Raw genomic sequence first — 25,343 nt, 5'->3', positions numbered from 1 at the left:
CAAATGCCTAGATTGGGTTTTGCATTGCGTTTTGGCACCGGATGCGCCAAGCGACGTCAAGCGCCGTTTTTCCCGCGAGGCCGACCTGATGAGCACGCTTCTTCTCTCCCACAAGGCCTGCCTCGACCACGTCACGCCGCCGGGACATCCTGAAAGGCCGGATCGCCTGCGCGCGGTGGAGGAAGCGCTGTCGCATGAGCGTTTCCAGTTTCTGGTGCGCGACCAGGCGCCGGAAGGCGATCTCGATCTCGTCACGCTGTGCCACAACGAGCATTACGTCACCGAGCTGCGCCACATCGCGCCGACCAGCGGCCAAGTCTATATCGACGGCGACACCTCGATGTCCCCCGGCACCTGGGGAGCGGTGATGCGCGGCGTCGGCGGCGCGGTCGCCGCCACCGAAGCGGTGATGGCCGGCGAACACCGCAACGCCTTCGTCGCGGTGCGCCCGCCCGGACATCACGCCGAGATCGGCAAGCCGATGGGCTTCTGCTTCTTCGACAATGTCGCGATCGCCGCGCGCCACGCCCAGCGCAAATACGGCATCAAGCGCGCCGCCATCGTCGATTTCGACGTGCATCACGGCAACGGCACGCAGGATATCTTCTGGTCGGATCCCACCGTGATGTACTGCTCGACGCACCAGATGCCGCTGTTTCCGGGCACCGGCGCCAAGAACGAGCGCGGCGATCACGACACCATCGTCAACGCGCCGCTCGCATCCGAGGACGGCGGGCCGGAATTCCGCAGCGCGTTCGAAAATCTGATCCTGCCGCAGCTGGAAAAATTCAGCCCCGAGTTGCTCGTCATCTCCGCCGGCTTCGATGCGCATTACCGCGACCCGCTGGCCTCGTTGAATTTGCGCGCGGAGGATTATGCCTGGGTGACACGCAAGCTGATGGACCTCGCCGACAAGAGCGCCGGAGGGCGCGTGGTCTCGGTGCTCGAAGGCGGCTACGACCTGCAAGGACTGAAAGAATCTGTTACGGCGCATGTCGGCGCCCTGATGGGCGCCTGACGCGCCCCGCCACATTAAGCCCGCAAAACCCGCCTTCACTGAGGGCCAAGCGAACCGGGCAATCGGAAACGGATATGGCCGAAAATACTCAAATCGACGTCTCCAGGCTCACTTTCGAGCGCGCGATCGAGGAACTCGAGACGATCGTGAAGCGGCTCGAAGACGGCAAGGTGCCGCTCGAGGAATCCGTGACGATCTACGAGCGCGGCGAGGCTCTGAAGCGCCGTTGCGAGGACCTGCTGCGCCAGGCCGAGGCCCGCGTCGACAAGATCACCACCGATGCCAGCGGTCAGGCTACCGGCACTGCGCCGCTCGACGTTCAGTAAGCCAAGGGTTCCCCACATCTGGTCTGACGAGCTTGATTTCCCGTCATAGTGCACGGGGGTCACAGTCGGCTGCCTTTTCATGATCGCACGGCGCCGTCCCGTGGGACATTACGGTTCCATATGTCGGGAACACGCCGGATCCGCGATCTGGAACCGGGCCGTCCGCGGAGAAAAAAGCTCTGATTCTGGCTAGAAAGCTCGCCAAGGGATCTGGCCGGCCCGGAACCCCTCGTTGCGGGTCGCAGTTAACCACTCTGGCCCACCGGTTGCACTGCATAACCCCCAATCGGCCCAGCGGGTTGGCTTTGGCCTCAGCTTTGGTGTAAAGCTGCGCGGAGTGTGGCTTTTTGCAAGCCTTGCGTGGGCACAGATTACCGACGACAAGCGCTTCAAACTGCTGATGAATTGGCTGGGACGGGCGAAGCCGATCTAAGTGACAGGGATCACAGAGACTGAACCGGAGCGCACTTAAGCTTACCTAAGCTTGAAGACGGGGCCTTGCCCCATGCAGGTGGCTCCGACGGTTTGAGGACTCGCGCTGCGCCGAAATTGTGCAAACCCATCTTGCACCGGAACGACCTTCCGGCGCTGACAAATTGGAAATCGCCGTGAACGCATACAGTAAAACGCCGCTTCTCGACACCATCCGGACGCCGGAAGACCTGCGCAAGCTCAAGGTCGAACAGGTTCGCCAGGTCGCCGACGAGCTGCGGCAGGAGACCATCGATGCCGTCTCGGTCACCGGCGGTCACTTCGGCGCGGGTCTCGGCGTGGTCGAACTCACCACCGCGATCCATTACGTCTTCGATACGCCGCGCGACCGGCTGATCTGGGACGTCGGCCATCAGGCCTATCCCCACAAGATCCTCACCGGCCGGCGCGACCGCATCCGCACCCTGCGCACCGGCGGCGGCCTGTCCGGCTTCACCAAGCGCAGCGAGAGCGATTACGATCCGTTCGGCGCGGCGCATTCCTCGACCTCGATCTCGGCCGGTCTCGGCATGGCCGTCGCGCGCGACCTCTCCGGCGGCAAGAACAACGTTATCGCCGTGATCGGTGACGGCGCGATGTCGGCGGGCATGGCCTACGAAGCCATGAACAACGCGGGTGCGATGAACTCGCGCCTGATCGTCATCCTTAACGACAACGACATGTCGATCGCCCCGCCGGTCGGCGCCATGAGCGCCTATCTGTCGCGCCTCTATTCCGGCAAGACCTATCGCACGCTGCGCGATGCGGCCAAGCAGATCAACAAGCGCCTGCCCAAGATCATCGCCAACCGTGCCAACCGCGTCGAGGAATATTCCCGCGGCTTCATGATGGACGGCGGCACGCTGTTCGAGGAGCTTGGCTTCTACTATGTCGGCCCGATCGACGGCCACAATCTCGACCATCTCCTGCCCGTGCTGAAGAACGTGCGCGACATGGAGACCGGCCCGATCCTGGTCCACGTCGTGACCCAGAAGGGCAAGGGCTACGGCCCCGCGGAAGCCTCGGCCGACAAGTACCATGCCGTCGTCAAGTTCGACGTCGCGACCGGCACCCAGGCCAAGGCCAAGCCGAACGCGCCGGCCTACCAGAACGTGTTCGGCCAGAGCCTCGTCAAGGAAGCGCAGAAGGACGACAAGATCGTCGCCATCACCGCGGCCATGCCGTCGGGCACCGGCGTCGACATCTTCAACAAGGCCTTCCCCGACCGCACCTTCGACGTCGGCATCGCCGAGCAGCACGCGGTCACGTTCGCTGCCGGTCTTGCCAGCGAAGGCTACAAGCCGTTCTGCGCGATCTATTCGACCTTCCTGCAGCGCGGCTACGACCAGATCGTGCATGACGTCGCGATCCAGAACCTGCCGGTCCGCTTCGCCATCGACCGCGCCGGCCTCGTTGGCGCCGACGGCGCGACCCATGCCGGCTCGTTCGACAACGCCTACCTCGGCTGTCTGCCCAACATGGTGATCATGGCCGCGGCGGACGAAGCCGAGCTCGTGCACATGGTGGCGACCCAGGTCGCCATCGACGATCGTCCGAGCTCGCTGCGCTATCCGCGCGGTGAAGGCCGCGGCATCGAGATGCCCGAGGTCGGCATTCCGCTCGAGATCGGCAAGGGCCGCATGATCCGCCAGGGCAGCAAGATCGCCCTGCTCTCCTTCGGCACCCGCCTCGCCGAGTGCGAGAAGGCGGCCGACGAGCTCGCCGCCCACGGCCTCTCGACCACGATCGCAGATGCACGCTTCATGAAGCCGCTCGACACCGAGCTGGTGCTCAAGCTCGCCCGTGACCACGAGATCCTGATCACGATCGAGGAAGGCTCGGTCGGCGGCTTCGGCTCGCATGTCGCGCAGTTCCTGACCGATCAGGGCGTGCTCGACACCGGCATGGTCAAGTTCCGCTCGATGGTGCTGCCCGACGTGTTCCAGGACCACGACACCCCGGCGGCGATGTACGGCCGCGCCGGTCTCGACGCCAAGGGCATCGTCGCCAAGGTGTTCGAAGCCCTCGGCAAGGACGTCAAGGCCGAGACGGTCAAGCTCGCCTGAGGGCGAGCTTCGACCTTTGGCGAACGATACATTCCCATGAAAATCTATCTGGCAGGTCCCGACGTGTTCCTGCCGGATGCGGTCGAGATCGGCCGGCGCAAGGTCGATATCTGCGCCGCGCACGGGCTCACCGGCCTTTATCCCCTCGACAACGCGATCGACCTCACCGCGCCTGATGCCTCGCGGCGGATCTTTTGCGGCAACGAGGCGATGATGGACGCGGCCGATGCGATCATCGCCAACCTCACCCCGTTCCGGGGCGCCGGCGCCGATCCCGGCACCGTCTACGAGCTCGGCTACATGGCCGGCCGCCGCAAATTCTGCCTCGCTTATTCCAACGATGGCGCGGTTTATGCCGACCGCGTCGGCCGCTTCATGGACGTGACATCCGAAGACGGACGGCTGGTCGATGCGCAGGGGCTGACGGTCGAGGATTTCGGCCTCGTCGACAACCTCATGATGATCCATGCGCTGGAGCTGCACGGCTGTCCGCTGGTGGCGCCGGCCACGATGCCGATCAACGTCTGGCACGATCTCGCCGCGTTCGAGACTTGCGTCCGGATGGCGGCCGCGCGATTGATCGCTACATAGAGCATGATCCGGACCCGGAGGGCCGCGTTAGCGCAAAGTGTGCAGCGGTTTTCCGATAAGATCATGCTCAAACAATAAGTCGTCCTTCGGAGATCCGATGCCCCCTGCCCGCAAGCGCGCGGATGTATTGCTGGTCGAGCGTGGCCTGTTCGAAAGCCGGGCGCGGGCGCGCGCGGCGATCGAGGCCGGCCTCGTCACGGCCGACGACAAGCAGGTCGCAAAACCATCGGAGACGATCGCCGAGGACGCGGCGATCCACGCAGAGCCCGCGCACCCTTACGTCTCCCGCGGCGGCGTCAAGCTCGCCGGCGCGCTGGAGCGTTACCCGATCGAGATCGAGGACCATGTCTGCCTCGACGTCGGCGCCTCCACCGGCGGGTTCACCGAGGTGCTGCTCGCGAACGGCGCCAGCCTGGTGTTCGCGATCGATGTCGGCACCAGCCAGTTGCATCCCTCGCTGCGCGATCATCCCAAGATCGTGTCGATGGAGGAGACCGACATCCGCAGCTATGACGGCAAACGTCTGCCGGCACGGCCCGACATCGTCGTCATCGACGTCAGCTTCATCTCGCTCAAGACCGTGCTGCCGGTGGCGCTGTCGCTGGCGGCCGCGCCGATGAGCCTGCTCGCGCTGATCAAGCCGCAATTCGAGGCCGCGCGACAGCGCAACAAGAAGGGCATCGTCCGCGACGCCGCCGTGCACCAGGAGATCTGCGACGACATCGCGGCGTTCGCCGCCTCGCTCGGCTGCACCGACATCGCGATATTTCCGTCGCCGATCACGGGTGGTGACGGCAATGTCGAATTCTTCCTGGGCGCGCGCCGTGATTGAACGGCTGACGATCGATCACGTCGGACATCGCGGAGACGGCGTCTCGCTCACGACGGGCGATGCCGTCTACGTGCCCTACACGCTTGGCGGCGAAACGGTCGAGGTCGACCACGTCCTGGGCCATCATCCCGACCGCCGCAAGCTGCTCGCTGTCGACACCGCAAGCCCGGAGCGCATCGCGCCGTTCTGCCCGCATTTCGGTGTCTGTGGCGGCTGCGCGATTCAGCACTGGGCCGCGGAGCCCTATCACGCCTGGAAGCGCAGCATCGTGGTCGAGACGCTGGCGCAGGCCGGGCTCGATTGCGAGGTGGCGGCGCTGGTCGATGCGCACGGCGCCGGGCGCCGGCGCATCACGCTGCACGGCCGCTTCGGCACCCACGACATCCTCAAGGTCGGCTTCTCCGCAACGAGCTCGCACGACGTCATTCCGATTCATCGCTGCCCCATCCTCGATCCCGGACTCGAGGGCGCGCTCGAGGCCGCCTGGGCGCTCGCCGAACAGCTGACGTCCAAGATGGCGGTGACGAAGCCGCTCGACATCCAGGTCACCGCCACCGCCAACGGCCTCGACGTCGACGTGCGCGGCTCCGGCCCGCTGCCGACGGCGCTGGTCACCGCGCTGTCGCGCGTCGCCGAGCAGCATCGCCTGGCGCGGCTGACGCGGCATGGCGAGCTGGTGCTGCAACGCCTGCCGCCGACGGTGAGGATGGGCCGCGCCGAGGTGACGCTGCCGCCGGGCTCGTTCCTGCAGGCAACGGTGGCGGGCGAAGAGACGCTTGCGGCCCTCGTCGCCGAGCGCGTCGGCAAGGCGAAGGAGGTTCTCGACCTCTTCTGCGGCGTCGGTCCGTTCGCGCTGCGGCTTGCCGAGAAGGCGCGCGTCACCGCGTATGACAGCGACGCCGGCGCCATCGCCGCGCTCGCCAAAGCCGCGCGCACACCCGGCCTTAAGCCGATCAAGGCCGAACCACGCGACCTGTTCCGCCGCCCGCTGGTGCCGCAAGAGCTGCGCGACTTCGACGCCGTGGTGTTCGACCCGCCGCGCCAGGGCGCGCAGGCGCAGGCGCTGAAGCTTGCCGCCAGCAAGGTGCCCGTCGTCGTCGCCGTGTCCTGCAACGTCGCGACCTTCGCGCGCGATGCGCGACTCTTGATCGACGGCGGCTACAAGCTCGAAACGGTGGTGCCGGTCGACCAATTCCGGCACACGCCGCATGTGGAGCTGGTGGCGAAGTTCAGACGCTAAAAGCGCGATGAATGTCATCGCGCTTTGGGTTATTGTTGACGCATGATCTTTCCGGAAAACCGCTTCGCACTTTTCCGGATCATGCTTTAGCGCCGAAGCCCACTCAGCGCCGGCGACTCCCCGGGCAGCATGTTCGATCTGATGTCGCTGTCCATGCGGCCCGAGTCCTGCTGGCCGAATCCAGCCCCAAACGACAGACTGAGGTTGGAGGTGGGCTTGAACTCGACACCCGCAAATGCGCTGTATCCCGGTGCGGCGCCGGAGGTCAGCGGCGCAATCGAGCTGCCGATGCCGTTGCCGAATTTCAGCGTTTCGAAACCTGCGAAGAACGTGACGGGCAAGCCGCCAGTCGTCCTGGTGTTGTAGCCGAACTGCGTGCTGTCATAGGACAGCGCGCTGAAATTGCCTGAAAGCGCGGGCTGGCTGAAGCCACTCAGGCCGAGATTGCCGCGCTGGCTTCCGACGAAAAAACCAGGACGAAAATCGTAGCCTCCGTTGGCATCGGCGGCACTGAAGCCCGGAAAGTAGCCGTAGCCGTCGGAACTCTGGACGGCGCTGCCACCAAAGCCGAAAGGCCCGCCTGGAATCCAATATTGCAAGGGCGCGACTTGCGCATGAGCCGGGGCTCCGCCAAGGCAGAGCACCACGAAGAGAGTTGCAAGACAGCAGGAACGAGTGAGGTTGGACATTAGGTGACCGTCAAAAGGCTCCCAAATTATACGCGCGGTGTCGCGCCAATACCAGCGATGCGATGCCGCTGATCGCGCGACCGAGTTCCAGGATCACCTTTTCCTGACGCCTTGAACCTCCTTCGCGTCGGATTGACCCATTTACAGGACGCGCCCGCTCGAGCCGCCGTATCGCCGCGGAAGCCTGGCGTCGTCCCGGCAAATGCGCGATTGCGCAGACCTTTGAAAATATCCGACACTGCATGGAGGCTCTCATGGAGGTCAATTCCGACAGGTTAAATGCCTTTATGGGCAAGATGGTCACCGAGTTCGGCGCAGCGATGAACGCATCGCTGGTCCTGCTCGGGGATAAGCTCGGTCTCTACCGCACCCTCGCCGCCAAAGGACCGATGAACTCTTCCGAGCTCGCGAGCGCCACCGGAACGAGGGAACGCTATGTCCGCGAGTGGCTCGCCAGCCAGGCCGCATCCGGCTACATCGAATATGACTCCGCTTCGGGAAAATTCTCGATGCTGCCGGAGCAGATAATGGCGCTTGCCGATGAGGACAGCCCGGTCTTCCTGGGCGCGTTCGGCAACCTCATCGCTTCGACGTTTCTCGACGAGCCGAAGATTTCGGACGCGTTCAAGTCCGGCAAGGGCGTCGGCTGGAACCGGCGCAGCGAGTGCTTGTTCTGCGGCACGGCCCGCTTCTTCCGCACCGGTTACATGCATCATCTGGTTCAGGAGTGGCTGCCCGCGCTCGACGGCGTCGTGGACAAGCTGAAGCGTGGCGCCAAGGTCGCGGATGTCGGCTGCGGCCACGGCGTCTCGACACGGCTGATGGCCGAGGCTTTTCCCAACTCCCGCTTCTACGGTTTCGACTATCACGAGGGCTCGATCGAGGCAGCGCGAAAGGCCGCTACGGAGGCCAAGCTGGGCGATCGGGTCTCCTTTGCTGTTCACTCGGCCAAGTCTTATCCGGCCGAGGGCTACGATCTCGTCTGCTTCTTCGATTGCCTGCACGACATGGGCGATCCCGTCGGCGCCATCAGCCACGTGCGCGAAACCATGGCGAAGGACGGCACCTGCATGCTGGTCGAACCGTTCGCCAACGACCGCCTGGAAGACAATCTCAATCCGGTCGGGCGGGTCTACTATGCCGCATCGACCATGATCTGCACCCCGGCCTCGCTTGATCAGGAGGTGGGCCTCGCGCTCGGCGCGCAAGCCGGCGAGGCACGGCTGCGCAAGGTCGCCAGCGAAGGCGGCCTGTCGCGCTTCCGCCGCGCCGCCGAGACCCCGTTCAACCTGATCCTGGAAGCGCGGATCTGATCGTATCACAGGGGTCGCGTGGCTGCGGCATACGGCCATGCCGATGCCGCAGCCTGACGCCGCATGGAGCTTCTTGTCTCTCTCGGGCCGTCACGTAAGCTGTCGGGCTACGGACGCTGTTGTTGGAAGATCGACCGGCAATTGAAGCGATCGATATCTTGAAGCCCGGAGAACCCGGTGACATCCGACAGTCCCGTCACTTACGAACGCACGGGCAACATCGCCCGCATCACGCTGCGTCGCCCGCCCGTCAACGCGCTGAGCCTCGAGATCATCCGCGCGGTGGTCGCCGCGCTCCGCCGCGCCGCCGATGATGCGGATGCGCGCGTGGTCGTGCTGGGAAGCGCGATTGCCAAACGCTTTTCGGCGGGCCTCGATCTCGACATCCTGCTCGGCAAGCCCGGCGCCGAGATCCGCGAATTCCTCCAGGCGCTCTATATCGATCTCTACGACGCGCAATACGGACTTGGAAAGCCATCGATCGCGGCGGTTGGTGGCGCGGCCCGCGGCGGCGGCATGACCATGGCGGTGTCCTGCGACGTCGTGCTGGCAGCCGAAAGCGCGACGTTCGGCTACCCCGAGATCGACGTCGGAGTCATCCCGGCGATCCATTATGCTCATCTGCCGCGCATCGTCGGACGTCACCGCGCCTTCGAGCTGCTGTTCACCGGCCGCGTCTTCAGCGCTGCGGAGGCGCGCGAGCTCGGCGTGGTGAACCGCGTCGTCGGCGATGCGGAGCTCGAGGCGGAGGTGACAAAGCTCGCGGCGCAGTTCGCGGGAAAATCGGCGGCCGTGCTGCGGATGGGCCGGGCCGCCTTCATGCGCCAGATCGATCTCGATTACCGGCGCAGCATCGCAAGCGCCGTGGACGATTTCTGCAACGTCGCGACCTCGGACGAGGCGCAGGAGGGCTTGAGGGCGTTCGTTGAGAAGCGGCCGCCGAAATGGTGAGGACGGCAGCCCGCGCCGGCAACGCCGTGTGCGCTCAGGCGGTCTTGTCGAGCGTAGAAGAGGAATCGGCCGGCGGATATTTGGTCACCGGCACCATGAAGGATTTGCTGCCGACCTGGTAGATGATCCTGCCGTTCTGCCCGTCGTCGGTCGCGATCTGCGCCTGCCCGAACATGATGACGTTCTTGTAGACGATGCCGGTGCCCTGGCGGGTAATGCCGTCGGTGGTGACGCTGACCTGGGCTTCCTTGCCGTTGACCGAGAGCACCTTGAAGCTCGCGCTCTTGCCGTTGTCGCTGGAATAGCCGCCCCAGCTCCCCATGAGACGGCTGTCGGACGGCGGCGGGTCCTGCTTCTCCAAATTGGCGGTCTGCTTGCCGGCACCGCCAACGGAGTACAGCAGCACCATGTTCTTGCCGTCCTTGGTCCCGACCGTGACCCCGCCGAAGCTGATCAGAGAGCCGTTGACCTCGGCAAAACCACGTTCGGTCCGCCCGTTATGGGTGTACTCGACCTGCGCCCGGGCACCGCGGATGTTGATGACGTTGAAGCTGACGGGCTGGTTGTTGCCGACCCAATTGCCCTTCCATTCGCCGAGCAGCCTGCTCTGGCGAAAGACCCGCTCATTGGCAGGCGAAATCTGGCTGGTGGTCGCTGAGACAGTGGCCATTGGACTGCTCGGTGGACGGATTCGGCAAACCCGCTTTCATTCGCCTCCCGGATCGGAAACGAACTGAAACATCCGATTAGGGCCATGTGCCGGTTAACGAGGGGTTAAGTTCAACCGCGGGGCGAGATGAGGCGAAAGGTCCCAACCGGAGCTAAGCTGTCAGCGGCCCCAGCGATCCGACCAGATCTTCTCGCCGATCATGCAATTGACGCGCGGTTCTTTGTCCGCAACTTGCCTCACCGGCCGCTCCGGCGTGCGGCCGGCGACCTCCATCAGCAGCTTGGTGCGGATCGCTTCCTTGAACTTGTCGCGCTCCTTGATCGTGATGACGAATGAGCCGGGACCGCCGATGACGCAGTCCTCGTAGTAGAAATCGAGATTGTCGATATCCATGGTCGAATAAGATGGCTCCTTGACCATGATCGGCAGACCGTTGATGACGATGCCCTTCTCGAGCGCGGCGTCGCGCGCCACCGTGACCGGACCGCCGTTGTTGTTTGGGCCGTCGCCGGAAATGTCGATCACGCGGCGCAGGCCGCGATACGGATCCTCGTCGAACAGCGGCATCGCGAAATTGATCGCGCCGGAGATCGAGGTGCGCGAGGCGCGCCGGATCGGCGTCTTCATGATCTCGGCGGCGACCGCGTCCGCCGTCTCCGGGCCGTCGACCAGCCGCCAGGGGATGATGATCTTCTGGTCGCTGGAGGCGGCCCATTCGAAATAGGTCACAGCGATCCGGCCGTTCGGACCGAGCTTCAAGGCCTGGAGGAATTCCTTCGACTGGATCGCCTGCGCGTAACCTTCGCGCTGGATCGCGAGCTCGTCCATGTCCATGGAGTAGGAGACATCGACCGCTAGGACCAGCTCGACGTCGACCGCCTGTGCGTCCTTGTCGGCGGCGAGCCGCTGAGTCTTGGTCGGCTCAAAATTCGGCCCCGGTGCCGCAACGCCCGCGACATCTCCTCCGGCGAGTACGCCGGCCACCAGCACAGCCCCGATCGAGAACAGCAAGCGCATCGCAGCAGTCTCCCGTCGTATGACGCGATGGTGACATGCAAACGCCTTGCCGCAAAGCGCGAAGATCGTTTGCACTTCACATTCGAGTTAGGAATTTGCCAGCTTCACGCAAACCCGCCGCCGTGTTGCCGCGCTTGCGTCACCGGAACTCGCGCGATCACAGACGTCCTTGCGCAGCCGAGAATCTCGGCATTCCGGGTTCTCGCGACGCACACCGGAATGACACGTGCAATGTGGAGACACGCCCCCACCCACTTGTCCGGCACAATTTCCATGCTAGGCTGGCCGCACAGATGGGGATGGAGTCCCCCGACAACCGCCCGGCGGTCCGTTGCCGCAATGGGCTGATGACTCCTGCTCGAGGTGGGACTCTCATAGAGGCTCTGCCTTTGGCGGGAGCATGGACAAACCCGCCGACGGCGGGTTTTTTGTTGCCTGAAAGGCAGGGTCAGGAGAAGGCGTGACGACGACGACACCGAATGCTGCGCGGACCTCGCTGCCCAGGGGAATCTGGGTGCTCGGCTTCGTCTCGATGCTGATGGACATCTCCTCCGAGATGATCCATGCGCTGCTGCCGATCTATCTCGTCACCGTGCTCGGCGCCTCCACGCTCACCGTGGGTTTCATCGAAGGCGTTGCCGAGGCGACCGCCTCGATCACCAAGATCTTCTCCGGCGCGCTGTCGGACTGGCTTGGCCGCCGCAAGCTGCTCGCCGCGCTCGGCTATGGGCTGGCCGCCTTCACCAAACCGCTGTTTCCGCTTGCGCCAAGCGTCGGGTGGCTGGTGGCGGCGCGCTTCATCGACCGCGTCGGAAAGGGCATCCGCGGCGCACCGCGCGATGCGCTGATCGCCGATATCGCTCCGGTCGGCCTGCGTGGCGCAAGCTTCGGGCTGCGGCAATCGCTCGACACCATAGGCGCCTTCCTCGGGCCGCTCGTTGCGATCGGCCTGATGTGGTGGACGGCCGACAATTTCACCATCGTGTTCTGGGTGGCGGTGCTGCCGGCCTTTCTGGCCTTTGGACTGATCGCCTTCGCCGTGCGCGAGCCGAACCCCGATCCGAGCCGCGAGCGTGCGAAGAATCCGCTCAATCTCGCCGCGATGCGCCAGCTCGGAGCGGTGTACTGGCGCGTCGTCGCGGTCGGAATCGTGTTCACGCTGGCGCGCTTCAGTGAGGCCTTCCTGATCCTGCGAGCACAGAACATCGGACTCAGTGCGATGTGGGTGCCGGCGGTACTGGTGCTGATGAACGTCGCCTATGCGCTGTCGGCCTATCCGGCGGGCGTGCTGTCGGACCGGATCAACCGGACCGGCCTGCTCGCGCTCGGCCTGGTCTTCCTCGCCGCCGCCGACCTGGCGCTGGCCCTGCTCCCGAGCCTTGCTGGCCTCGCGCTCGGCGTCGTGCTGTGGGGACTGCATATGGGACTGACGCAAGGCCTGCTCTCGGCCATGGTCGCCGATGCCGCCCCGCCAAGCCTGCGCGGCACCGCCTTCGGCTATTTCAACCTGTTCACGGGACTTGCCCTGCTCGCTGCGAGCGTGATCGCCGGCGCGTTGTGGGACGTTTATGGCCCTCAAGGCACGTTCCTGGCGGGGCTCGGCTTCGCGCTGGTCTCGCTCGTCGGGCTGCTCGCGGTCGGCGGCGGGCTGACGGCAAAGGACCAATGATGCGGGTCGCAAACCAGGGAACGGGACGTTGAACATCCAATACATTCTGGCGGTCGCCGCCGGCGGAGCGCTCGGCGCGGTCCTGCGCTATCTCGTTGCCATCGGTTCGGGGCGCGCCTTCGGCACCGACTTTCCCTGGGGTACGCTGATCATCAATGTCACGGGATCGTTCCTGATCGGCGTCTTCACCGCGCTGTTCGCGACGAGATGGAACCTGCCGCAGGCTGCCCGGATATTTTTGACGGTCGGCATCTGCGGCGGATACACGACGTTCTCGACGTTCTCGCTGGATGCCTGGTATCTGATCGAGCGCGGTCAGACCGTTGCATCCGCCGTCTATATGATTGCATCGGTGGTGCTGTCCGTGGGCGCGCTGATCGCCGCGTTGCAGCTCGTCCGCGCGCTTCCGTAGGCAGCGCAGCCACGCATTCCTGCCCATCCGCAACGGCATGATCACGACCACATCGGCCATCTTGGAGCAGGCCGGGCGTCTGCAATATGATGAGACGGCTGGAGCTCATCAGGGCCGGGGCGTTTCAGGACACGATGAACGATACCGTCACCACGCCGAAAACCAGGACGAGGACCAAGGTCGAGCGGCCGCGGCTGCACAAGGTCATCCTGATCAACGACGACTACACGCCGCGAGAGTTCGTCACGATGATTCTCAAGGCCGAATTCCGCATGACCGAGGATCAGGCCTACAAGGTGATGATCACCGCACACAAGCTGGGGACCTGCGTCGTCGCCGTGTTCACCAAGGACGTCGCCGAGACCAAGGCGACGCGCGCCACCGACGCCGGCCGCGCCAAGGGCTATCCGCTGCTGTTCACGACGGAGCCGGAGGAATAGGGCTCAGCCGACCTGCGCGTACGTCTCGTCCGCCAGCCCGTACACACGCTGCGCCTTGGAAAATCCTGCGATTGGGAATTCGCCGAGCTCGTGCCAATCGTGCCGGCAGACATTGGCGAAACCTTCCGACGCGACGACGGTTCGTCCCAGCCGGCCCGTGATCTTCTCCAGCCGGGCCGCGAGATTGACGGCGGGGCCGATGCAGGTGAAGTCCAGCCGGTTGCCGCCGCCGATATTGCCATACAGGATATTGCCGACGTGCAGCGCGACGCCGAAGCGGAAGCGCTCGACGGCATCGCCGACAGGAATGGCGAGCGCTTCGACGCTGGCGCGGGATTCGCGCGCTGCCTCCAGCACGCCCGCGCAGACATGGGCGGCATCGCCGACATATTCGTCGATGGGAAACACGGCGAGCAGACCGTCGCCCATGAATTTCAAGACCTCGCCGCCATGGCCGCGGATCGCGGTGACCTGGCAATCGAAATAATGGTTGAGGATCGTGACCACCGCCTCGGCCGGCAGCCGGTCCGACAGCGCGGTGAAGCCGCGCAGATCCGAGAGCCAGATCGCCGCCTGCATGGTGTCGTTGTGGCCGCGGCGGATCTGGCCGCCCAGGATGCGCGCGCCGGCCCGATTGCCGACATAGGTGTCGAGCAGCATCTCGGCGGTGCGGCGCAGGCTGATGATCTCGCTGACACGCGCGAGCGGCGCGATGATGGCCCGGATTGCCGCTATGTCGTCATCGCTGAAGCCGCCGGGCTGCCGTGTCATCCAGCTGGTCGCATGAGTCGAGCCGTCGAGGAACGGCAGCGGCACTGCGATATAGTCGGTCGCCCCTTCGGCGCGCATGTCGTCGACGATCGGAAACCGCTTGCTGTTGGGATCATCGACCCGCCCTCTCACCTCCACGCTCTGCTCGAATACGATACGAAGCGGGCTTTGGGCGAATTCCGGCGTATCCAAGACATCGAAATCGACGCTGCCGATTTCGACATCCTCACCCTGCCGCCAGATGAAGTTGCGGCCGAAGATTTCGGGATGCAGCGTGCGGATGAAGATGCCGAACCGCCACAACGGCAGGCCGGCCGCGACCAGACGTTCGCAGAAGTCAGCGATCATCTCGGCCGGCTCCTGAGCCGACCAGGCGCCGTCGATCAGCCAATTCAAGACGCGCTGGAGCTCGGCGCTGTTCATGGCCGCATTTGCGGACGAAGTTGCGGGGCCGTCAAGCTGCACGGTGGGCTAGTACCGCGGCATTATATCTGGCGCATGCCTTTTCGGAAAACCGCTTCACACCTTTCCGGATCATGCGCTACCGCCCCACCTGCCCGCGGTCGCGCAAAAAGTGGTCGGCGAGCACGCAGGCCATCATGGCCTCGCCGACGGGGACGGCACGGATGCCGACGCAGGGGTCGTGGCGACCCTTGGTGAATATCTCGGTATCAGCGCCGTTGCGATCGACGGTGAGCCGCGGCTGCAGGATCGACGAGGTCGGCTTCACAGCAAAGCGCACCACCACCGGCTGTCCGGTAGAGATACCGCCCAGCACGCCGCCGGCATGGTTGGACAGGAAGCGCGTGCCGTCATTGCCGGTGCGCATCTCGTCGGCGTTCTCTTCGCCGGTCAATTCGGCCGCGCCAAAACCGGCGCCAATCTCGACGCCCTTCACCGCGTTGATGGTCATCATCGCGCCCGCGAGATCGGAATCCAGCTTGGCGTAGATCGGCGCGCCCAGGCCCGCCGGCACGCCCTCGGCGACAACTTCGATCACCGCACCGATCGAGGAGCCGCTCTTGCGGATGGCGTCGAGATAGGTTTCGAAAAACGCGGCCTTGTCCTTGTCGGGGCAGAAGAACGGGTTTTTCGCGATCTCGTCCCAGTCCCACTTCGCGCGGTCGATCTTGTGCGGGCCGATCTGCACCAGCGCGCCGCGCACCTTCACCTCGGGCAGCACCTTGCGCGCGATTGCGCCGGCGGCAACGCGCATCGCGGTCTCGCGCGCAGAAGAACGCCCGCCGCCGCGATAGTCGCGCAAGCCGTACTTCGCCTCATAGGTGAAGTCGGCGTGGCCGGGGCGAAACTTGTCCTTGATCTCCGAATAGTCCTTCGAGCGCTGGTCGGTGTTCTCGATCAAGAGCCCGATCGGAGTGCCCGTCGTCACCTGCACGCCGGTCTCCGGATGCGCCATCACGCCGGACAGGATCTTCACCTGATCCGGCTCCTGGCGCTGGGTGGTGAAGCGCGACTGCCCGGGCCGGCGGCGGTCGAGGTCCCGCTGGATGTCGGCCTCGGTGAGTGGAATCATCGGCGGACAGCCGTCGACCACGCATCCGATCGCCACCCCATGGCTCTCGCCGAAGGTGGTGACGCGGAACATGTGGCCGAAGGTGTTGAAGGACATCGTTGCTCGCTGGTGAGGTTCCGGCGAGTGGTAACGCGCTCTCGATGGAGGGTCAAATGCCTGCGGAGTTCGTCATGGCCGGGCCTGTCCCGGCCATCCACGTTCTTGGGTGCCGCAACCAAGTCGGTCCGTGGATGCCCGGGTCAAGCCCGGGCATGACGGCGGAGAGCGTGGCCCACCGTTAACTGAACTTCTCCAGGCCCCCATCCCGAAACACGTAGACGGCGCCCTGCTCGATATAGAGCTCAGCCGCGCTGGCGGGGGTCTCGATGCCCAAAGCCACCATCAGGGCCCGGCAGGTGCCGCCATGGGCGACCGCGACGGTGTCGACCAGGAGCGACTCGTACCAATCGAGCATCCGCAGCTGCACGGCGGCATAGGTCTCGCCGCCGGCCGGCGCGACCGTCCATTTGTCGGCGAGGCGGCTTGCATAGACATCGGGATCGGAGGCCTCGCTTTCGGCCAGTGTCAGCCCTTCCCAGGTGCCATAGCCGATCTCCCGCAGGCGGTCGTCGAGCGAATAGTCGGCAGGCGGCAGTTCGAGCTTGCCGCGCACGAGTTCCATGGTCTGGCGCGCTCGCCCGAGCGGGCTCGCCACGTATGGCAACGCCGCCTTGTCCTTGCCCTCGCGCCTGAACAGATCGGCGAGAACATCAGCCGCGTGCACCGCCTGGCCGCGGCCCTTTGCGTTCAGGGGGACGTCCTGGGTGCCCTGGAGCCGTCCGAGCGCGTTCCACTCGGTCTCGCCATGGCGAAGGAAGTAGATCGTGGGCACGGACATTCGAGCTAAAGGCTAGTCCTTCCCGCCGAACGAGATATCAGGCGAGTCCGGGCGCTTCATGCCGAGCACGTGATAGCCGGAATCGACGTGGTGCACCTCGCCGGTCACGCCGCGCGACAGATCGGAGAGGAAATACAGCGCGCTGCCGCCGACGTCCTCGGTCGAGACGTTGCGCCGCATCGGCGCGTTGGCCTCGTTCCATTTCAGGATGTAACGGAAATCGCCGATGCCGGACGCGGCGAGCGTCTTGATCGGACCTGCCGAGATCGCGTTGACGCGGATGTTCTTCTCGCCGAGATCGGCGGCGAGATAGCGCACGCTGGCCTCCAGCGCGGCCTTGGCCACACCCATCACGTTGTAATGCGGCATCCACTTCTCGGCGCCGTAATAGCTGAGCGTGATGAGCGAGCCGCCATCGGTCATCAACTTCTCGGCGCGCTGCGCCACCGCGGTGAACGAATAGCAGGAGATCAGCATCGACTTGGAGAAATTCTCCTGCGTGGTGTCGACATAGCGGCCGTCGAGCTGCTCGCCGTAGGCGATCGCGTGCACCAGGAAGTCGATCTTGCCCCACTTCTCCTTCAGCACCGCGAAGGCGGCATCGATGGATGCAGCGTCCGTGACATCGCAATGGCCGAGCACGAGCCCGCCGATCTCCGCGGCGAGCGGCTCGACGCGCTTCTTGAGCGCATCGCCCTGATAGGTGAAGGCGAGTTCGGCGCCGGCCGCGTGGCATGCCTTGGCGATGCCCCAGGCGATCGAGCGGTTGTTGGCAACGCCGAGGATCACGCCTCGCTTGCCGTGCATCAGACCTGAATTCTGCGCCATTTTTCGATGTCCCATCGAGCGGGTTGAGGTCTGGAGGTACACCAGCCCTCCCCTGCGGTACAGTCCTAATACGCGGCGTTAACGCTGTTTCGAGCGCCGGAATAGCCGTTCCATTCGGGTGTTATGATCGTTGAGGCGCTTGCCCCGAACACCCGGACGTCACGACCGCAATGAATGCGTTTCGCCAGAGTGTGGAAGCCATGATCCCGGCGTTGCGCCGCTACGCTCGCGCGCTCACGCGCGACGCGGATGCGGCCGACGATCTGGTGCAGGATACGTTGGTGCGCGCGCTGCGCTCGGAGCGCCTGTTCCTCGGAGGCGACGTCAGGAGCTGGCTCTATACGATCCTGACCAACCTCAACAAGAACAGGCGGCGCTCGTTGGCGAGGCGGCCGCAATTCATGCCGCTGACGGACAACAATCCGGACGCCAGCGGGACCGAGGCCGAAGGCCGCGACATCGAGAAGGCGCTGGCCACCCTCGTCGAGGAGCAGCGGTCGGTGCTGCTGCTGGTGATGCTGGAGGGCATGAGCTATCGCGAGGTCGCCGACATCCAGGGCGTGCCGATCGGCACCGTGATGTCACGCCTGGCGCGCGCCCGCGCCCACGTCAAGGCGTCGCTGGAGGGCGAGCGCCCGGCGCTCAGGCGGGTGAAATGATGGCGGGGTCGATGCATCGCGTATCGTCCGCCCGCGTGCCGATGGAGCGGGCGACATCGAGTGACGAAGGACATTTTGGACGGCAAGGCCAGAGACGACCGATATGAACGACCGCAACATTCCCATCACCGAAGACGAGCTGCACGCCTATGTCGACGGCGAGCTGCCGGCCGAACGTCGCGCCGATGTCGAGGCTTTTCTCGCCGCCAATCCCGATGAAGCCGAACGTGTGCAGTCCTGGCGCGCCATGGCCGAGATGCTGCACGCCCGTTACGATTCCGTCGTCCAGGAGCCGGTGCCGGCCCGGCTGGAGCTCGAGCGGCTGGAGCGCCGCCCGCGTCAGTGGCTCTACGGTGCCGCCGCGGCCGTGCTGGTTGCTTTCGTCGCCGGCGGCACCGTCGGCTGGGTCGCGCATGGCGCCGCCAACGCGCCCTCGACCTTCCAGAGCTTGACCGCGGACGCGCTCGACGCCCACCGCCTCTACGTCGTCGAGGTCCGCCACCCCGTCGAGGTCGGCGGCAACGAGCGCGACCACCTCCAGGCCTGGCTAACCCGGCGCTGCGGCTGGACCGTGTTCGCGCCGAACCTGGAGGCGAGCGGGTTGAAGCTCGTCGGCGGCCGGCTTCTGCCCGGGCCGAACGGTCCGGCCTCGTTCCTGATGTATGAGGGCGCCTCGGGCGAGCGGTACACGATCTACGCGACCAAGACCGAGAGCGGGGCGACGCAGATGCGCTATGCCAAAACGGACAAGGACGGCGCGCTGTTCTGGGCCGAGCGCGGTGTCGGCTACGTTGTCAGCGGCGGCGGCGACCGCGATCGGCTGACCAAGGTGGCGCAGGCGGTCTACGACCAGGCAGAGAAAAACGGCACCTGAGCAACCGCATGAATGCGGTGCCTCGATTCCGACATTGAAAATTTGGAATCAGGACATCGACGCGTCTCATTATCGCACCGGATGATCACGCGAAAATGAGCAGCGTTCGATCCGCCGATCGACGCGGGCGGCCTCGATTGGGGTTTTTGGTACCGCGCTGGTCCCCCTCTCGAGGCCGCACCCATTTATCGCCTGCCCCGCCGGACAGCCGACACGTCGAGCATATCAGCCGAGACGCGCGACCACGCCTCTGGCATATGATGTCGTCCGTTAAGAAGCCGGATTGATCGAGGCTGGCCGGGCGAGCGTGCGCCATAGCTGGGCCAGGAACAGGCACAAGAGATATCTCAGCCAGGCGAGGATGCGGCGGAAGTTGTGTCCGACGGCTGAGAGGACGACGTTGGCGGCATCGCCGGCGCGGCCTTTGAGGTAGCAGCGCCCGAGGTGGCCTTCCGCCTTCAGGTGTCCGATGATGGGCTCGATGGCGGAGCGGCGGCGCAGCTCGCGCTTGATGACACCGAAAACGCCGCGCTTCTGGCCGGAGATGAAGACGCGACGGGGATTTTGTGCGTCGTGGCCGCGGTATCCCTTGTCGACATAGGCCCGCTCGATCGGACAGCCGGTGAGTGTCTCGGTGCGGTCAATGACGTCCCGCAAGGTGTGACCGTCGTAGGGGTTGTCGGGCAGTGCGCTGGCGTGCAGCACGAACAGGCCACCGGGAGCCCGGCGGTTGTTGGTGACGATGGAGGCCTTCACGCCGAACTCGTAAGGCGCGCTGGCCTTGCCCTTGCCGATGCACTCCACTTCCGGGGCATGGAAGGAATAGAGCTTCCAGCCGCGCTGGCGCTGCTGCTGCGAGCGGATCTGCGTGGCCCGGCCGAGCGGGAGGGCGAACGCCTGCTCCAGTGCTGGCTGGCCTTCGATCTTGCGGCGGATGTCGCGGATGATCCGGCCCAGCCGGCTACGCAGGATACGCAACTGCCGCTGATGCCGCCTGAACTGTTTGGCATGGGCGTAGCGGCCGGCCATCATCGCGGCGGCCTTGGCGATGCGAGCATAGGATTGCCGCAGCCTGACGCCGTGCCTGATCGCCAGGCGGTTGAGCCCCTTGATGGCCGCATGCAGCAGCTTGGCATCGGTCGGAAAGGTGATGGCCTTCGGCTGCACCGTGGTGTCGACCGTAACCCGCTTGAGGTCCTGGCTGCGTAATGCACCGGCCTCGTGCGCTACCCGCAAGCTCTCGGCCAGCAGCAACTCCAGCTTGTCGCCAAGCCGCTTGCGCCAATGGCTCAGGTCCGAGCGCTCGTGCGGGAACGTGTGCTGAAAGAACTCTTCCCCGGTGAAGAACTGGAAGTATGGGTCATGGACCCAGCGCTCGCACACCTCCTCATCGGACAGCCCGTAAATGTGCTTGAGCAACAGCAGACCGATCATGAAGCGCGTCTCGATCCCGGGCCTGCCGTTCTCGCTGTAGAGCGGCGCGATCTCGCCGTCGATCCAGTCCCAATCGACCTTGCCGGCGAGCAGAACCAGCTCGTGCTTCATATTGATGATCTGGTCGAGCCGAGCCCGGAACAGATCGTTCGATCCCGTCGTCTTGTGCTTCTTCGGCCGCATCGTTCCCTCCGATGCAGACAAGGAATCATGCTTCCCGCTTCGAGGGAATCCACGAAAACCAAATCGCAAGGTTCTGACGCCCAAAGCATCAAAACCTTGCAATCTGGAAATGCCCCTTAGCCCAAATCGAGATTCCCGATCAGTGGCTTAGTCCTTCTTCACGGACGACATGATGAGCATCATCTGCCGGACGATGCTCTAGACCTCTTGGGAGAACCCCTTCAGTTGGATCACGCCTAACCAACACCACTACGCGGATTGTAGGGGTGCTGATCCCGCCACTTTTCCATCAATGCCTCAAGCTCGGCATCGTTCCCGTCCGGTAGCATAATCCTGATGACGACGAAGAGGTCCCCGGCTCCGCCGGCTTTCGGCAGCCCCTTGCCCTTCAGGCGAAAGGTCCGGCCGCTGGACGTGTTTTTCGGGACCGAGAGCTCCACGGCATTGCCGAGCGTGGGCACCCGGACCTTGGCCCCGAGCACCGCCTCGTAAAGCGTGACCGGCAGGTCGATCCGCAAATCGGCGCCTTCGACCTTGAAGTGGGGATGGGGCGCGATGTTGATGGTGATGAGGAGATCGCCGGGCGGATGGCCCTGCGCGCTCTCGCCCTGCCCCCGCAGCCTGATCGTCTGGCCTTCGGTGACGCCGGCGGGGATCTTGACGTTCAGCTCCTTGCCCGTGGGCAGCCGGACGCGCTTCTCGCCGCCATTGACCGCCTCTTCCAGCGACACCGACATGGCGACGTTGACGTCGAGATCGAGCCCGATCCCGCCGGTGTCGAAGTCGAACTGGGCGCCGCCGCCGGCTCCCGGCCGCGCGCCACGCATCCCGCCGCCGAACATGCTGTTGAGGATGTCCTCGAACGCGCCGCCGCCCGGACCGCCACCGGTACCGCCGCTGCGGAACGTATAGTTCTCGAACCCGCCGGCACCCGCGCGGCCGCGCGAACCGCCGCCACCCGGAAAGCCCTGGAAGCGCGGCTTGCCCTCGGCATCGATCTCGCCGCGGTCGAACTGCTTGCGCTTGTCCTCGTCGCCGAGGATCTCGTTGGCCGAGTTGATCTCGGCAAAGCGCTCGGCAGCCTTCGGGTCACCCTTGTTGCTGTCGGGATGGTGCTTCTTGGCAAGCTTGCGATAGGCGCTCTTGATGGCGGCAGCGTTGGCGCTCCGCGGCACCCCCAAGACCTCATAGGGGTCGCGCATCCGTCACGTCTCCTTCAAGATATCGAATTGTTCAAAAGGGCTCCCCGCCCCACCTGCGGATCATGTGGGGAGAGAGTGGCATTTTTGCAACTAGGGGCGCACGCCGACGCCTTATGATTCTAGCATGATCTTATCGGAAAACCGGTTCCCACTTTTCGCGAACGCGGCCCTCCGGGTCCGGATCATGCTCAGCTCCGCCACGGCTTTAGCGTATGAATCTCCCAACGGCCACGGCCGCTTTGGCAGCCGGCGCCCTGGAGCCAGCTTTCGGTATTGCCGTTGACGTAGCTGGCCAGGAAGTCGCGGCATTTGCGGCCGTCCTCGGCGGCATAGGACTGTGCGATCGGCGTCACGGAGCCCCGCGCGCCGGTCTCCGGGTTCTCCCAGTGCTGGCTGGAATCCTTGTCGCCCTTGCTGAGGACGTCGGAGGCGGCGTTGCGGGTGAAGGCGAGATCCGTCTCGGTCGGCGGGGCGTCCTTTGCCGGCCGCGCGATCGAGCCGGTCAGGTCGTTGTCCTCGGCCTTGGCATAGGCGCTGCCGTCGTTGCGCGAAAAGCTGCAGCCGCCGGCACCAAGCCCGATCAGGATCATCGTCACGACGAAGCCGGACGGCCGGATCGCCGATAGGCCAACGCGTCCCCATGCCCTATATAGGGCGGTAGCGGACAGCAACGCGTTTTGGGCCGCGGGACGCAACTCGGACTCCGGACATGACCGACACGACCTCAATGAAACACCAGACACCCTTAACATCCGGTGATTTCACCGCCGCCGACGAGCCATTTGCGTTGTTCGAGTCCTGGCTGAACGAGGCGATCAAGAGCGAGCCGAACGATCCGAACGCGATGGCGCTCGCCACCGTCGATCCGGACGGCCTGCCAGACGTGCGCATGGTGCTGATGAAGGGCTTCGACACCGAGGGTTTCGTCTTCTACAGCCACATCGCGAGCCAGAAGGGCCGCGAACTCGCCGCAAATCCTAAGGCAGCGTTACTTTTTCACTGGAAGTCGCTGCGCCGTCAGGTCCGCATCCGCGGCAACGTGACGCCGGTGACGGACGCCGAGGCCGACGCCTATTTCGCCACCCGACCGAAGCAGGCGCAGATCGGCGCCTGGGCGAGCAAGCAATCCGAGGCGTTGGAGAGCCGCTTCGCGTTCGAGCAGGCGATCGCAAAGGTCGCGGCCAGATATGTCATCGGAGAGGTGCCGCGACCGCCGGGCTGGAGCGGCTGGCGCATCGCGCCGATCCGCATCGAGTTCTGGCATGACCGCCCATTCCGCCTGCACGACCGCATCGAATTTCGCCGTGACGCGGCCGGCCAACCGTGGTCCAAGACGCGGATGTACCCCTAAGCTTTGGGCCGATTTGAAAGATGTCCATGCCGCATTCGACCAACGCTCCGCGACGCACGCTCCTTCTGACGGGCGCCAGCCGCGGCATCGGCCATGCCACCGTGATCCGGTTCTCATCTGCCGGTTGGCGCGTCATCACCTGCTCGCGGCATCCTTTCCCGGAGGACTGCCCATGGGATGCCGGGCCCGAGGATCACATCCAGGTCGACCTCGGCGATCCCAAGGACACCGCGCGTGCGATCACCGACATCCGCGACCGCCTCGAAGGCGGCATGCTGCATGCCCTCGTCAACAACGCCGCGATCTCGCCCAAGGGCCCGGGCGGCTCCCGGCTCGGCTCGGTCGACACTGATCTCGAAACCTGGACGCATGTCTTCCACGTCAACTTCTTTGCGCCGATCATGATCGCGCGCGGGCTGATCGAGGAGTTGAAGGCGGCCAAGGGATCGGTGGTGAACGTCACCTCGATCGCGGGCTCGCGCGTGCATCCCTTCGCCGGCGCCGCCTACGCCACGTCGAAAGCCGCGCTGGCCTCCCTGACGCGCGAGATGGCGTCGGATTTCGGCCGCGTCGGCGTGCGCGTCAACGCGATCGCACCGGGCGAGATCGACACATCGATCCTGTCCCCGGGCACCGAGAAGATCGTCGACCAGCAGATTCCGATGCACCGGCTCGGCACGCCCGACGAGGTCGCCAAGATCATCTACGTGCTGTGCACGGACACCTCTTCCTACGTCAACGGCGCCGAGATCCACATCAACGGCGGCCAGCACGTTTGATCCGCTTCGCATTGCTGGCGGCAGTGCGCTGCGTCCGGCGCACGCGAGTGGATGAGCGGCGCGCTGCCTCGACGCGTCATTGCGAGGAGCCCTTGCGACGAAGCAATCCAGAGTCTTTCCGTGGAGGGATTCTGGATTGCTTCGTCGCTTCGCTCCTCGCAATGACGGAGTATGTGGCGATAGCTGGCTCTCTAACCTCCGCTGTCATTCCCCGCCACCGGGTCTCGCCTTCGGCGAGCCCGATGACAGGCTCCAGCGGGGAATCCAGTACGGCGCGGCTCTCGGCTCAACAATAACTATCTCGGAGTACTGGATCGTCCGGTCAAGCCGGACGATGACACCGAGTGTGTGGCTGCAGACACGCCTTCACAGCCTCGCGGCGCATTTCGCCCGAGCTTTGCTTGATCGCTCCACCCTCTAAAGCCAAGAGGGTGCAGGGAAGGCCGGGTGCCGGCGGCACCCGCGGTCCGCTGCGCGAAAAGCACACGCAGGAAGAACCGCACAGCAGCATACAGGTGAAGCCCAACACACGGCCTTCCCTGCGCGATGGTCGGACGGCTTATGCCGTGCTCTCCCGGGAGCCGAGTTCCTTCTGGCCTCCCTCACCCTCACGGAATTCACCGGCCCTGCGCCGGTTGGCGCAGATGCCGCCTCCGCAAGGGCTTGACCGTAGCAACGACGGCCAGGACCACACGGTTTTGCCGTACGCACGGTTCGTTGGCGCCACAGGGTCCGGCGGCGTTGTGCACCTTGCCACCGGAATATGACGCGACGAACCTGACAGCGCCGCTCGTCCGCGCGATGCCTCAGGGCTCACGGAGAGCAATCCGCCCTGCCCCTGGCTTTCGCGCACGACGCTGCTGCGTCCACCGCAAGCCCGGCTCTGCGATCACACGACAACATGACCGCCCTTCAAGGGTGAGCCGGGATGGACGACACATACGTCAATTCCGAATTTCGGTAAAGTGGAATATTTCTCGCTTCGGGGCTTGACACCCAGACGGCGCAAATGGGTCGGGTGTTTTGCCCCGCGGCAGCCATTCCGCATCGAGATGCCTGCTGCGACGATTCGGGCAGCCGCGGACATAAAGGCGCGGCATTTCCGGGGCTTCTGAAAGCATCCCACCCCTGCCTGATCCCTGGAGT

At 64.9% G+C, this 25,343-nt stretch carries 25 protein-coding genes and 1 riboswitch; of the genes, 15 read left to right on the top strand and 10 right to left on the bottom strand.

Translation table 11 applies throughout. The features are described 5' to 3' along the window. Positions 1-88: 88 nt before the first annotated feature. The 6 genes from LPJ38_RS16160 (at position 89) to LPJ38_RS16135 (ending at position 6,544) form a co-directional block, all read left to right on the top strand. On the top strand, positions 89-1,018 hold the full coding sequence (locus LPJ38_RS16160; protein WP_145642312.1) for a histone deacetylase family protein: 930 nt from the start codon (positions 89-91) through the stop codon (positions 1,016-1,018). Positions 1,019-1,092: 74 nt separating this feature from the next. Continuing rightward, complete coding sequence (locus tag LPJ38_RS16155; protein WP_008551229.1) at positions 1,093-1,344, top strand: exodeoxyribonuclease VII small subunit; 252 nt, start codon at positions 1,093-1,095, stop codon at positions 1,342-1,344. 608 nt (positions 1,345-1,952) lie between these two features. Continuing rightward, positions 1,953-3,881, top strand: a complete 1,929-nt coding sequence (dxs, locus tag LPJ38_RS16150; RefSeq protein WP_061851247.1) for a 1-deoxy-D-xylulose-5-phosphate synthase — start codon at positions 1,953-1,955, stop codon at positions 3,879-3,881. A gap of 36 nt (positions 3,882-3,917) precedes the next feature. Continuing rightward, positions 3,918-4,472, top strand: coding sequence for a nucleoside 2-deoxyribosyltransferase (locus tag LPJ38_RS16145; RefSeq protein WP_145642316.1), 555 nt, complete (start codon positions 3,918-3,920; stop codon positions 4,470-4,472). Positions 4,473-4,569: 97 nt separating this feature from the next. Further along, complete coding sequence (locus LPJ38_RS16140) at positions 4,570-5,304, top strand: TlyA family RNA methyltransferase (protein WP_145642319.1); 735 nt, start codon at positions 4,570-4,572, stop codon at positions 5,302-5,304. Beyond that, positions 5,297-6,544 carry a class I SAM-dependent RNA methyltransferase gene (locus LPJ38_RS16135; RefSeq protein WP_145642360.1) on the top strand — a complete coding sequence of 416 codons (1,248 nt, stop codon included), beginning with the start codon at positions 5,297-5,299 and terminating at the stop codon, positions 6,542-6,544. Before LPJ38_RS16140 ends, LPJ38_RS16135 begins: the two co-directional genes overlap by 8 nt. Before the next feature lie 86 nt (positions 6,545-6,630). Here LPJ38_RS16135 and LPJ38_RS16130 read toward each other — a convergent pair whose 3' ends face one another. Beyond that, positions 6,631-7,233 (bottom strand): hypothetical protein, encoded by a 603-nt coding sequence (locus LPJ38_RS16130; protein WP_145642323.1) that lies wholly within the window; start codon positions 7,231-7,233, stop codon positions 6,631-6,633. Between the two features lie 254 nt (positions 7,234-7,487). Between LPJ38_RS16130 and LPJ38_RS16125 the strand changes: the two genes are divergently transcribed. Together LPJ38_RS16125 and LPJ38_RS16120 are read left to right on the top strand one after the other, a co-directional pair. Then, positions 7,488-8,546, top strand: coding sequence for a class I SAM-dependent methyltransferase (locus tag LPJ38_RS16125; protein WP_167520782.1), 1,059 nt, complete (start codon positions 7,488-7,490; stop codon positions 8,544-8,546). 177 nt (positions 8,547-8,723) lie between these two features. Next, positions 8,724-9,497, top strand: coding sequence for an enoyl-CoA hydratase/isomerase family protein (locus tag LPJ38_RS16120; RefSeq protein WP_145642328.1), 774 nt, complete (start codon positions 8,724-8,726; stop codon positions 9,495-9,497). A 34-nt stretch (positions 9,498-9,531) separates the two neighbouring features. On the opposite strand, the gene LPJ38_RS16115 is transcribed toward LPJ38_RS16120, so the two are convergent. Together LPJ38_RS16115 and LPJ38_RS16110 are read right to left on the bottom strand one after the other, a co-directional pair. Beyond that, positions 9,532-10,167, bottom strand: a complete 636-nt coding sequence (locus tag LPJ38_RS16115; protein WP_061849160.1) for a hypothetical protein — start codon at positions 10,165-10,167, stop codon at positions 9,532-9,534. A gap of 159 nt (positions 10,168-10,326) precedes the next feature. Further along, positions 10,327-11,184, bottom strand: coding sequence for a DUF1194 domain-containing protein (locus LPJ38_RS16110; RefSeq protein ID WP_145642331.1), 858 nt, complete (start codon positions 11,182-11,184; stop codon positions 10,327-10,329). A 286-nt stretch (positions 11,185-11,470) separates the two neighbouring features. Next, positions 11,471-11,548, top strand: a riboswitch (Fluoride riboswitch). 96 nt (positions 11,549-11,644) lie between these two features. On the opposite strand from LPJ38_RS16110, the gene LPJ38_RS16105 reads away from it, so the two are divergent. The 3 genes from LPJ38_RS16105 to clpS all read left to right on the top strand — a co-directional run bounded on the left by LPJ38_RS16105 (position 11,645) and on the right by clpS (position 13,705). Further along, positions 11,645-12,853, top strand: coding sequence for an MFS transporter (locus tag LPJ38_RS16105; RefSeq protein WP_145642335.1), 1,209 nt, complete (start codon positions 11,645-11,647; stop codon positions 12,851-12,853). Between the two features lie 28 nt (positions 12,854-12,881). Continuing rightward, positions 12,882-13,265, top strand: coding sequence for a fluoride efflux transporter CrcB (gene crcB, locus LPJ38_RS16100; protein WP_008551296.1), 384 nt, complete (start codon positions 12,882-12,884; stop codon positions 13,263-13,265). 134 nt (positions 13,266-13,399) lie between these two features. Further along, a complete protein-coding gene (clpS, locus tag LPJ38_RS16095; RefSeq protein ID WP_145642338.1) occupies positions 13,400-13,705 on the top strand; it encodes an ATP-dependent Clp protease adapter ClpS in 306 nt (101 codons plus the stop codon). Between the two features lie 3 nt (positions 13,706-13,708). Here clpS and LPJ38_RS16090 read toward each other — a convergent pair whose 3' ends face one another. From LPJ38_RS16090 to fabI, 4 genes are all read right to left on the bottom strand, one after another. Further along, complete coding sequence (locus LPJ38_RS16090) at positions 13,709-14,899, bottom strand: adenylate/guanylate cyclase domain-containing protein (protein WP_145642340.1); 1,191 nt, start codon at positions 14,897-14,899, stop codon at positions 13,709-13,711. A 118-nt stretch (positions 14,900-15,017) separates the two neighbouring features. Continuing rightward, positions 15,018-16,106 carry a chorismate synthase gene (gene aroC, locus LPJ38_RS16085; RefSeq protein ID WP_145642343.1) on the bottom strand — a complete coding sequence of 363 codons (1,089 nt, stop codon included), beginning with the start codon at positions 16,104-16,106 and terminating at the stop codon, positions 15,018-15,020. Between the two features lie 181 nt (positions 16,107-16,287). Next, positions 16,288-16,887 carry a histidine phosphatase family protein gene (locus tag LPJ38_RS16080; protein WP_145642347.1) on the bottom strand — a complete coding sequence of 200 codons (600 nt, stop codon included), beginning with the start codon at positions 16,885-16,887 and terminating at the stop codon, positions 16,288-16,290. Between the two features lie 12 nt (positions 16,888-16,899). Then, entirely contained in the window at positions 16,900-17,715 is an 816-nt protein-coding gene (fabI, locus tag LPJ38_RS16075) for an enoyl-ACP reductase FabI (protein ID WP_145642350.1), read from the bottom strand. Positions 17,716-17,885: 170 nt separating this feature from the next. On the opposite strand from fabI, the gene LPJ38_RS16070 reads away from it, so the two are divergent. Together LPJ38_RS16070 and LPJ38_RS16065 are read left to right on the top strand one after the other, a co-directional pair. Beyond that, positions 17,886-18,374, top strand: a complete 489-nt coding sequence (locus LPJ38_RS16070; protein ID WP_008551322.1) for a sigma-70 family RNA polymerase sigma factor — start codon at positions 17,886-17,888, stop codon at positions 18,372-18,374. A 103-nt stretch (positions 18,375-18,477) separates the two neighbouring features. Next, on the top strand, positions 18,478-19,248 hold the full coding sequence (locus tag LPJ38_RS16065; RefSeq protein ID WP_145642352.1) for an anti-sigma factor family protein: 771 nt from the start codon (positions 18,478-18,480) through the stop codon (positions 19,246-19,248). Between the two features lie 270 nt (positions 19,249-19,518). On the opposite strand, the gene LPJ38_RS16060 is transcribed toward LPJ38_RS16065, so the two are convergent. From LPJ38_RS16060 to LPJ38_RS16050, 3 genes are all read right to left on the bottom strand, one after another. Further along, on the bottom strand, positions 19,519-20,865 hold the full coding sequence (locus tag LPJ38_RS16060) for an IS5-like element ISBj5_B family transposase (RefSeq protein WP_011084757.1): 1,347 nt from the start codon (positions 20,863-20,865) through the stop codon (positions 19,519-19,521). Between the two features lie 236 nt (positions 20,866-21,101). Continuing rightward, on the bottom strand, positions 21,102-22,067 hold the full coding sequence (locus LPJ38_RS16055) for a DnaJ C-terminal domain-containing protein (protein ID WP_145643225.1): 966 nt from the start codon (positions 22,065-22,067) through the stop codon (positions 21,102-21,104). A 188-nt stretch (positions 22,068-22,255) separates the two neighbouring features. Beyond that, complete coding sequence (locus LPJ38_RS16050; protein ID WP_347339050.1) at positions 22,256-22,657, bottom strand: RT0821/Lpp0805 family surface protein; 402 nt, start codon at positions 22,655-22,657, stop codon at positions 22,256-22,258. Between the two features lie 119 nt (positions 22,658-22,776). On the opposite strand from LPJ38_RS16050, the gene pdxH reads away from it, so the two are divergent. Together pdxH and LPJ38_RS16040 are read left to right on the top strand one after the other, a co-directional pair. Further along, positions 22,777-23,418 carry a pyridoxamine 5'-phosphate oxidase gene (pdxH, locus tag LPJ38_RS16045; protein WP_145643221.1) on the top strand — a complete coding sequence of 214 codons (642 nt, stop codon included), beginning with the start codon at positions 22,777-22,779 and terminating at the stop codon, positions 23,416-23,418. Between the two features lie 26 nt (positions 23,419-23,444). Then, on the top strand, positions 23,445-24,197 hold the full coding sequence (locus LPJ38_RS16040; protein WP_145643227.1) for an SDR family NAD(P)-dependent oxidoreductase: 753 nt from the start codon (positions 23,445-23,447) through the stop codon (positions 24,195-24,197). The last annotated feature ends 1,146 nt before the right edge of the window (positions 24,198-25,343 follow it).

It is taken from the genome of Bradyrhizobium daqingense (genome assembly GCF_021044685.1).
GTDB classification, from domain to species: Bacteria; Pseudomonadota; Alphaproteobacteria; order Rhizobiales; family Xanthobacteraceae; genus Bradyrhizobium; species Bradyrhizobium daqingense.
This window is presented reverse-complemented; position numbering and strand designations above follow the sequence as displayed.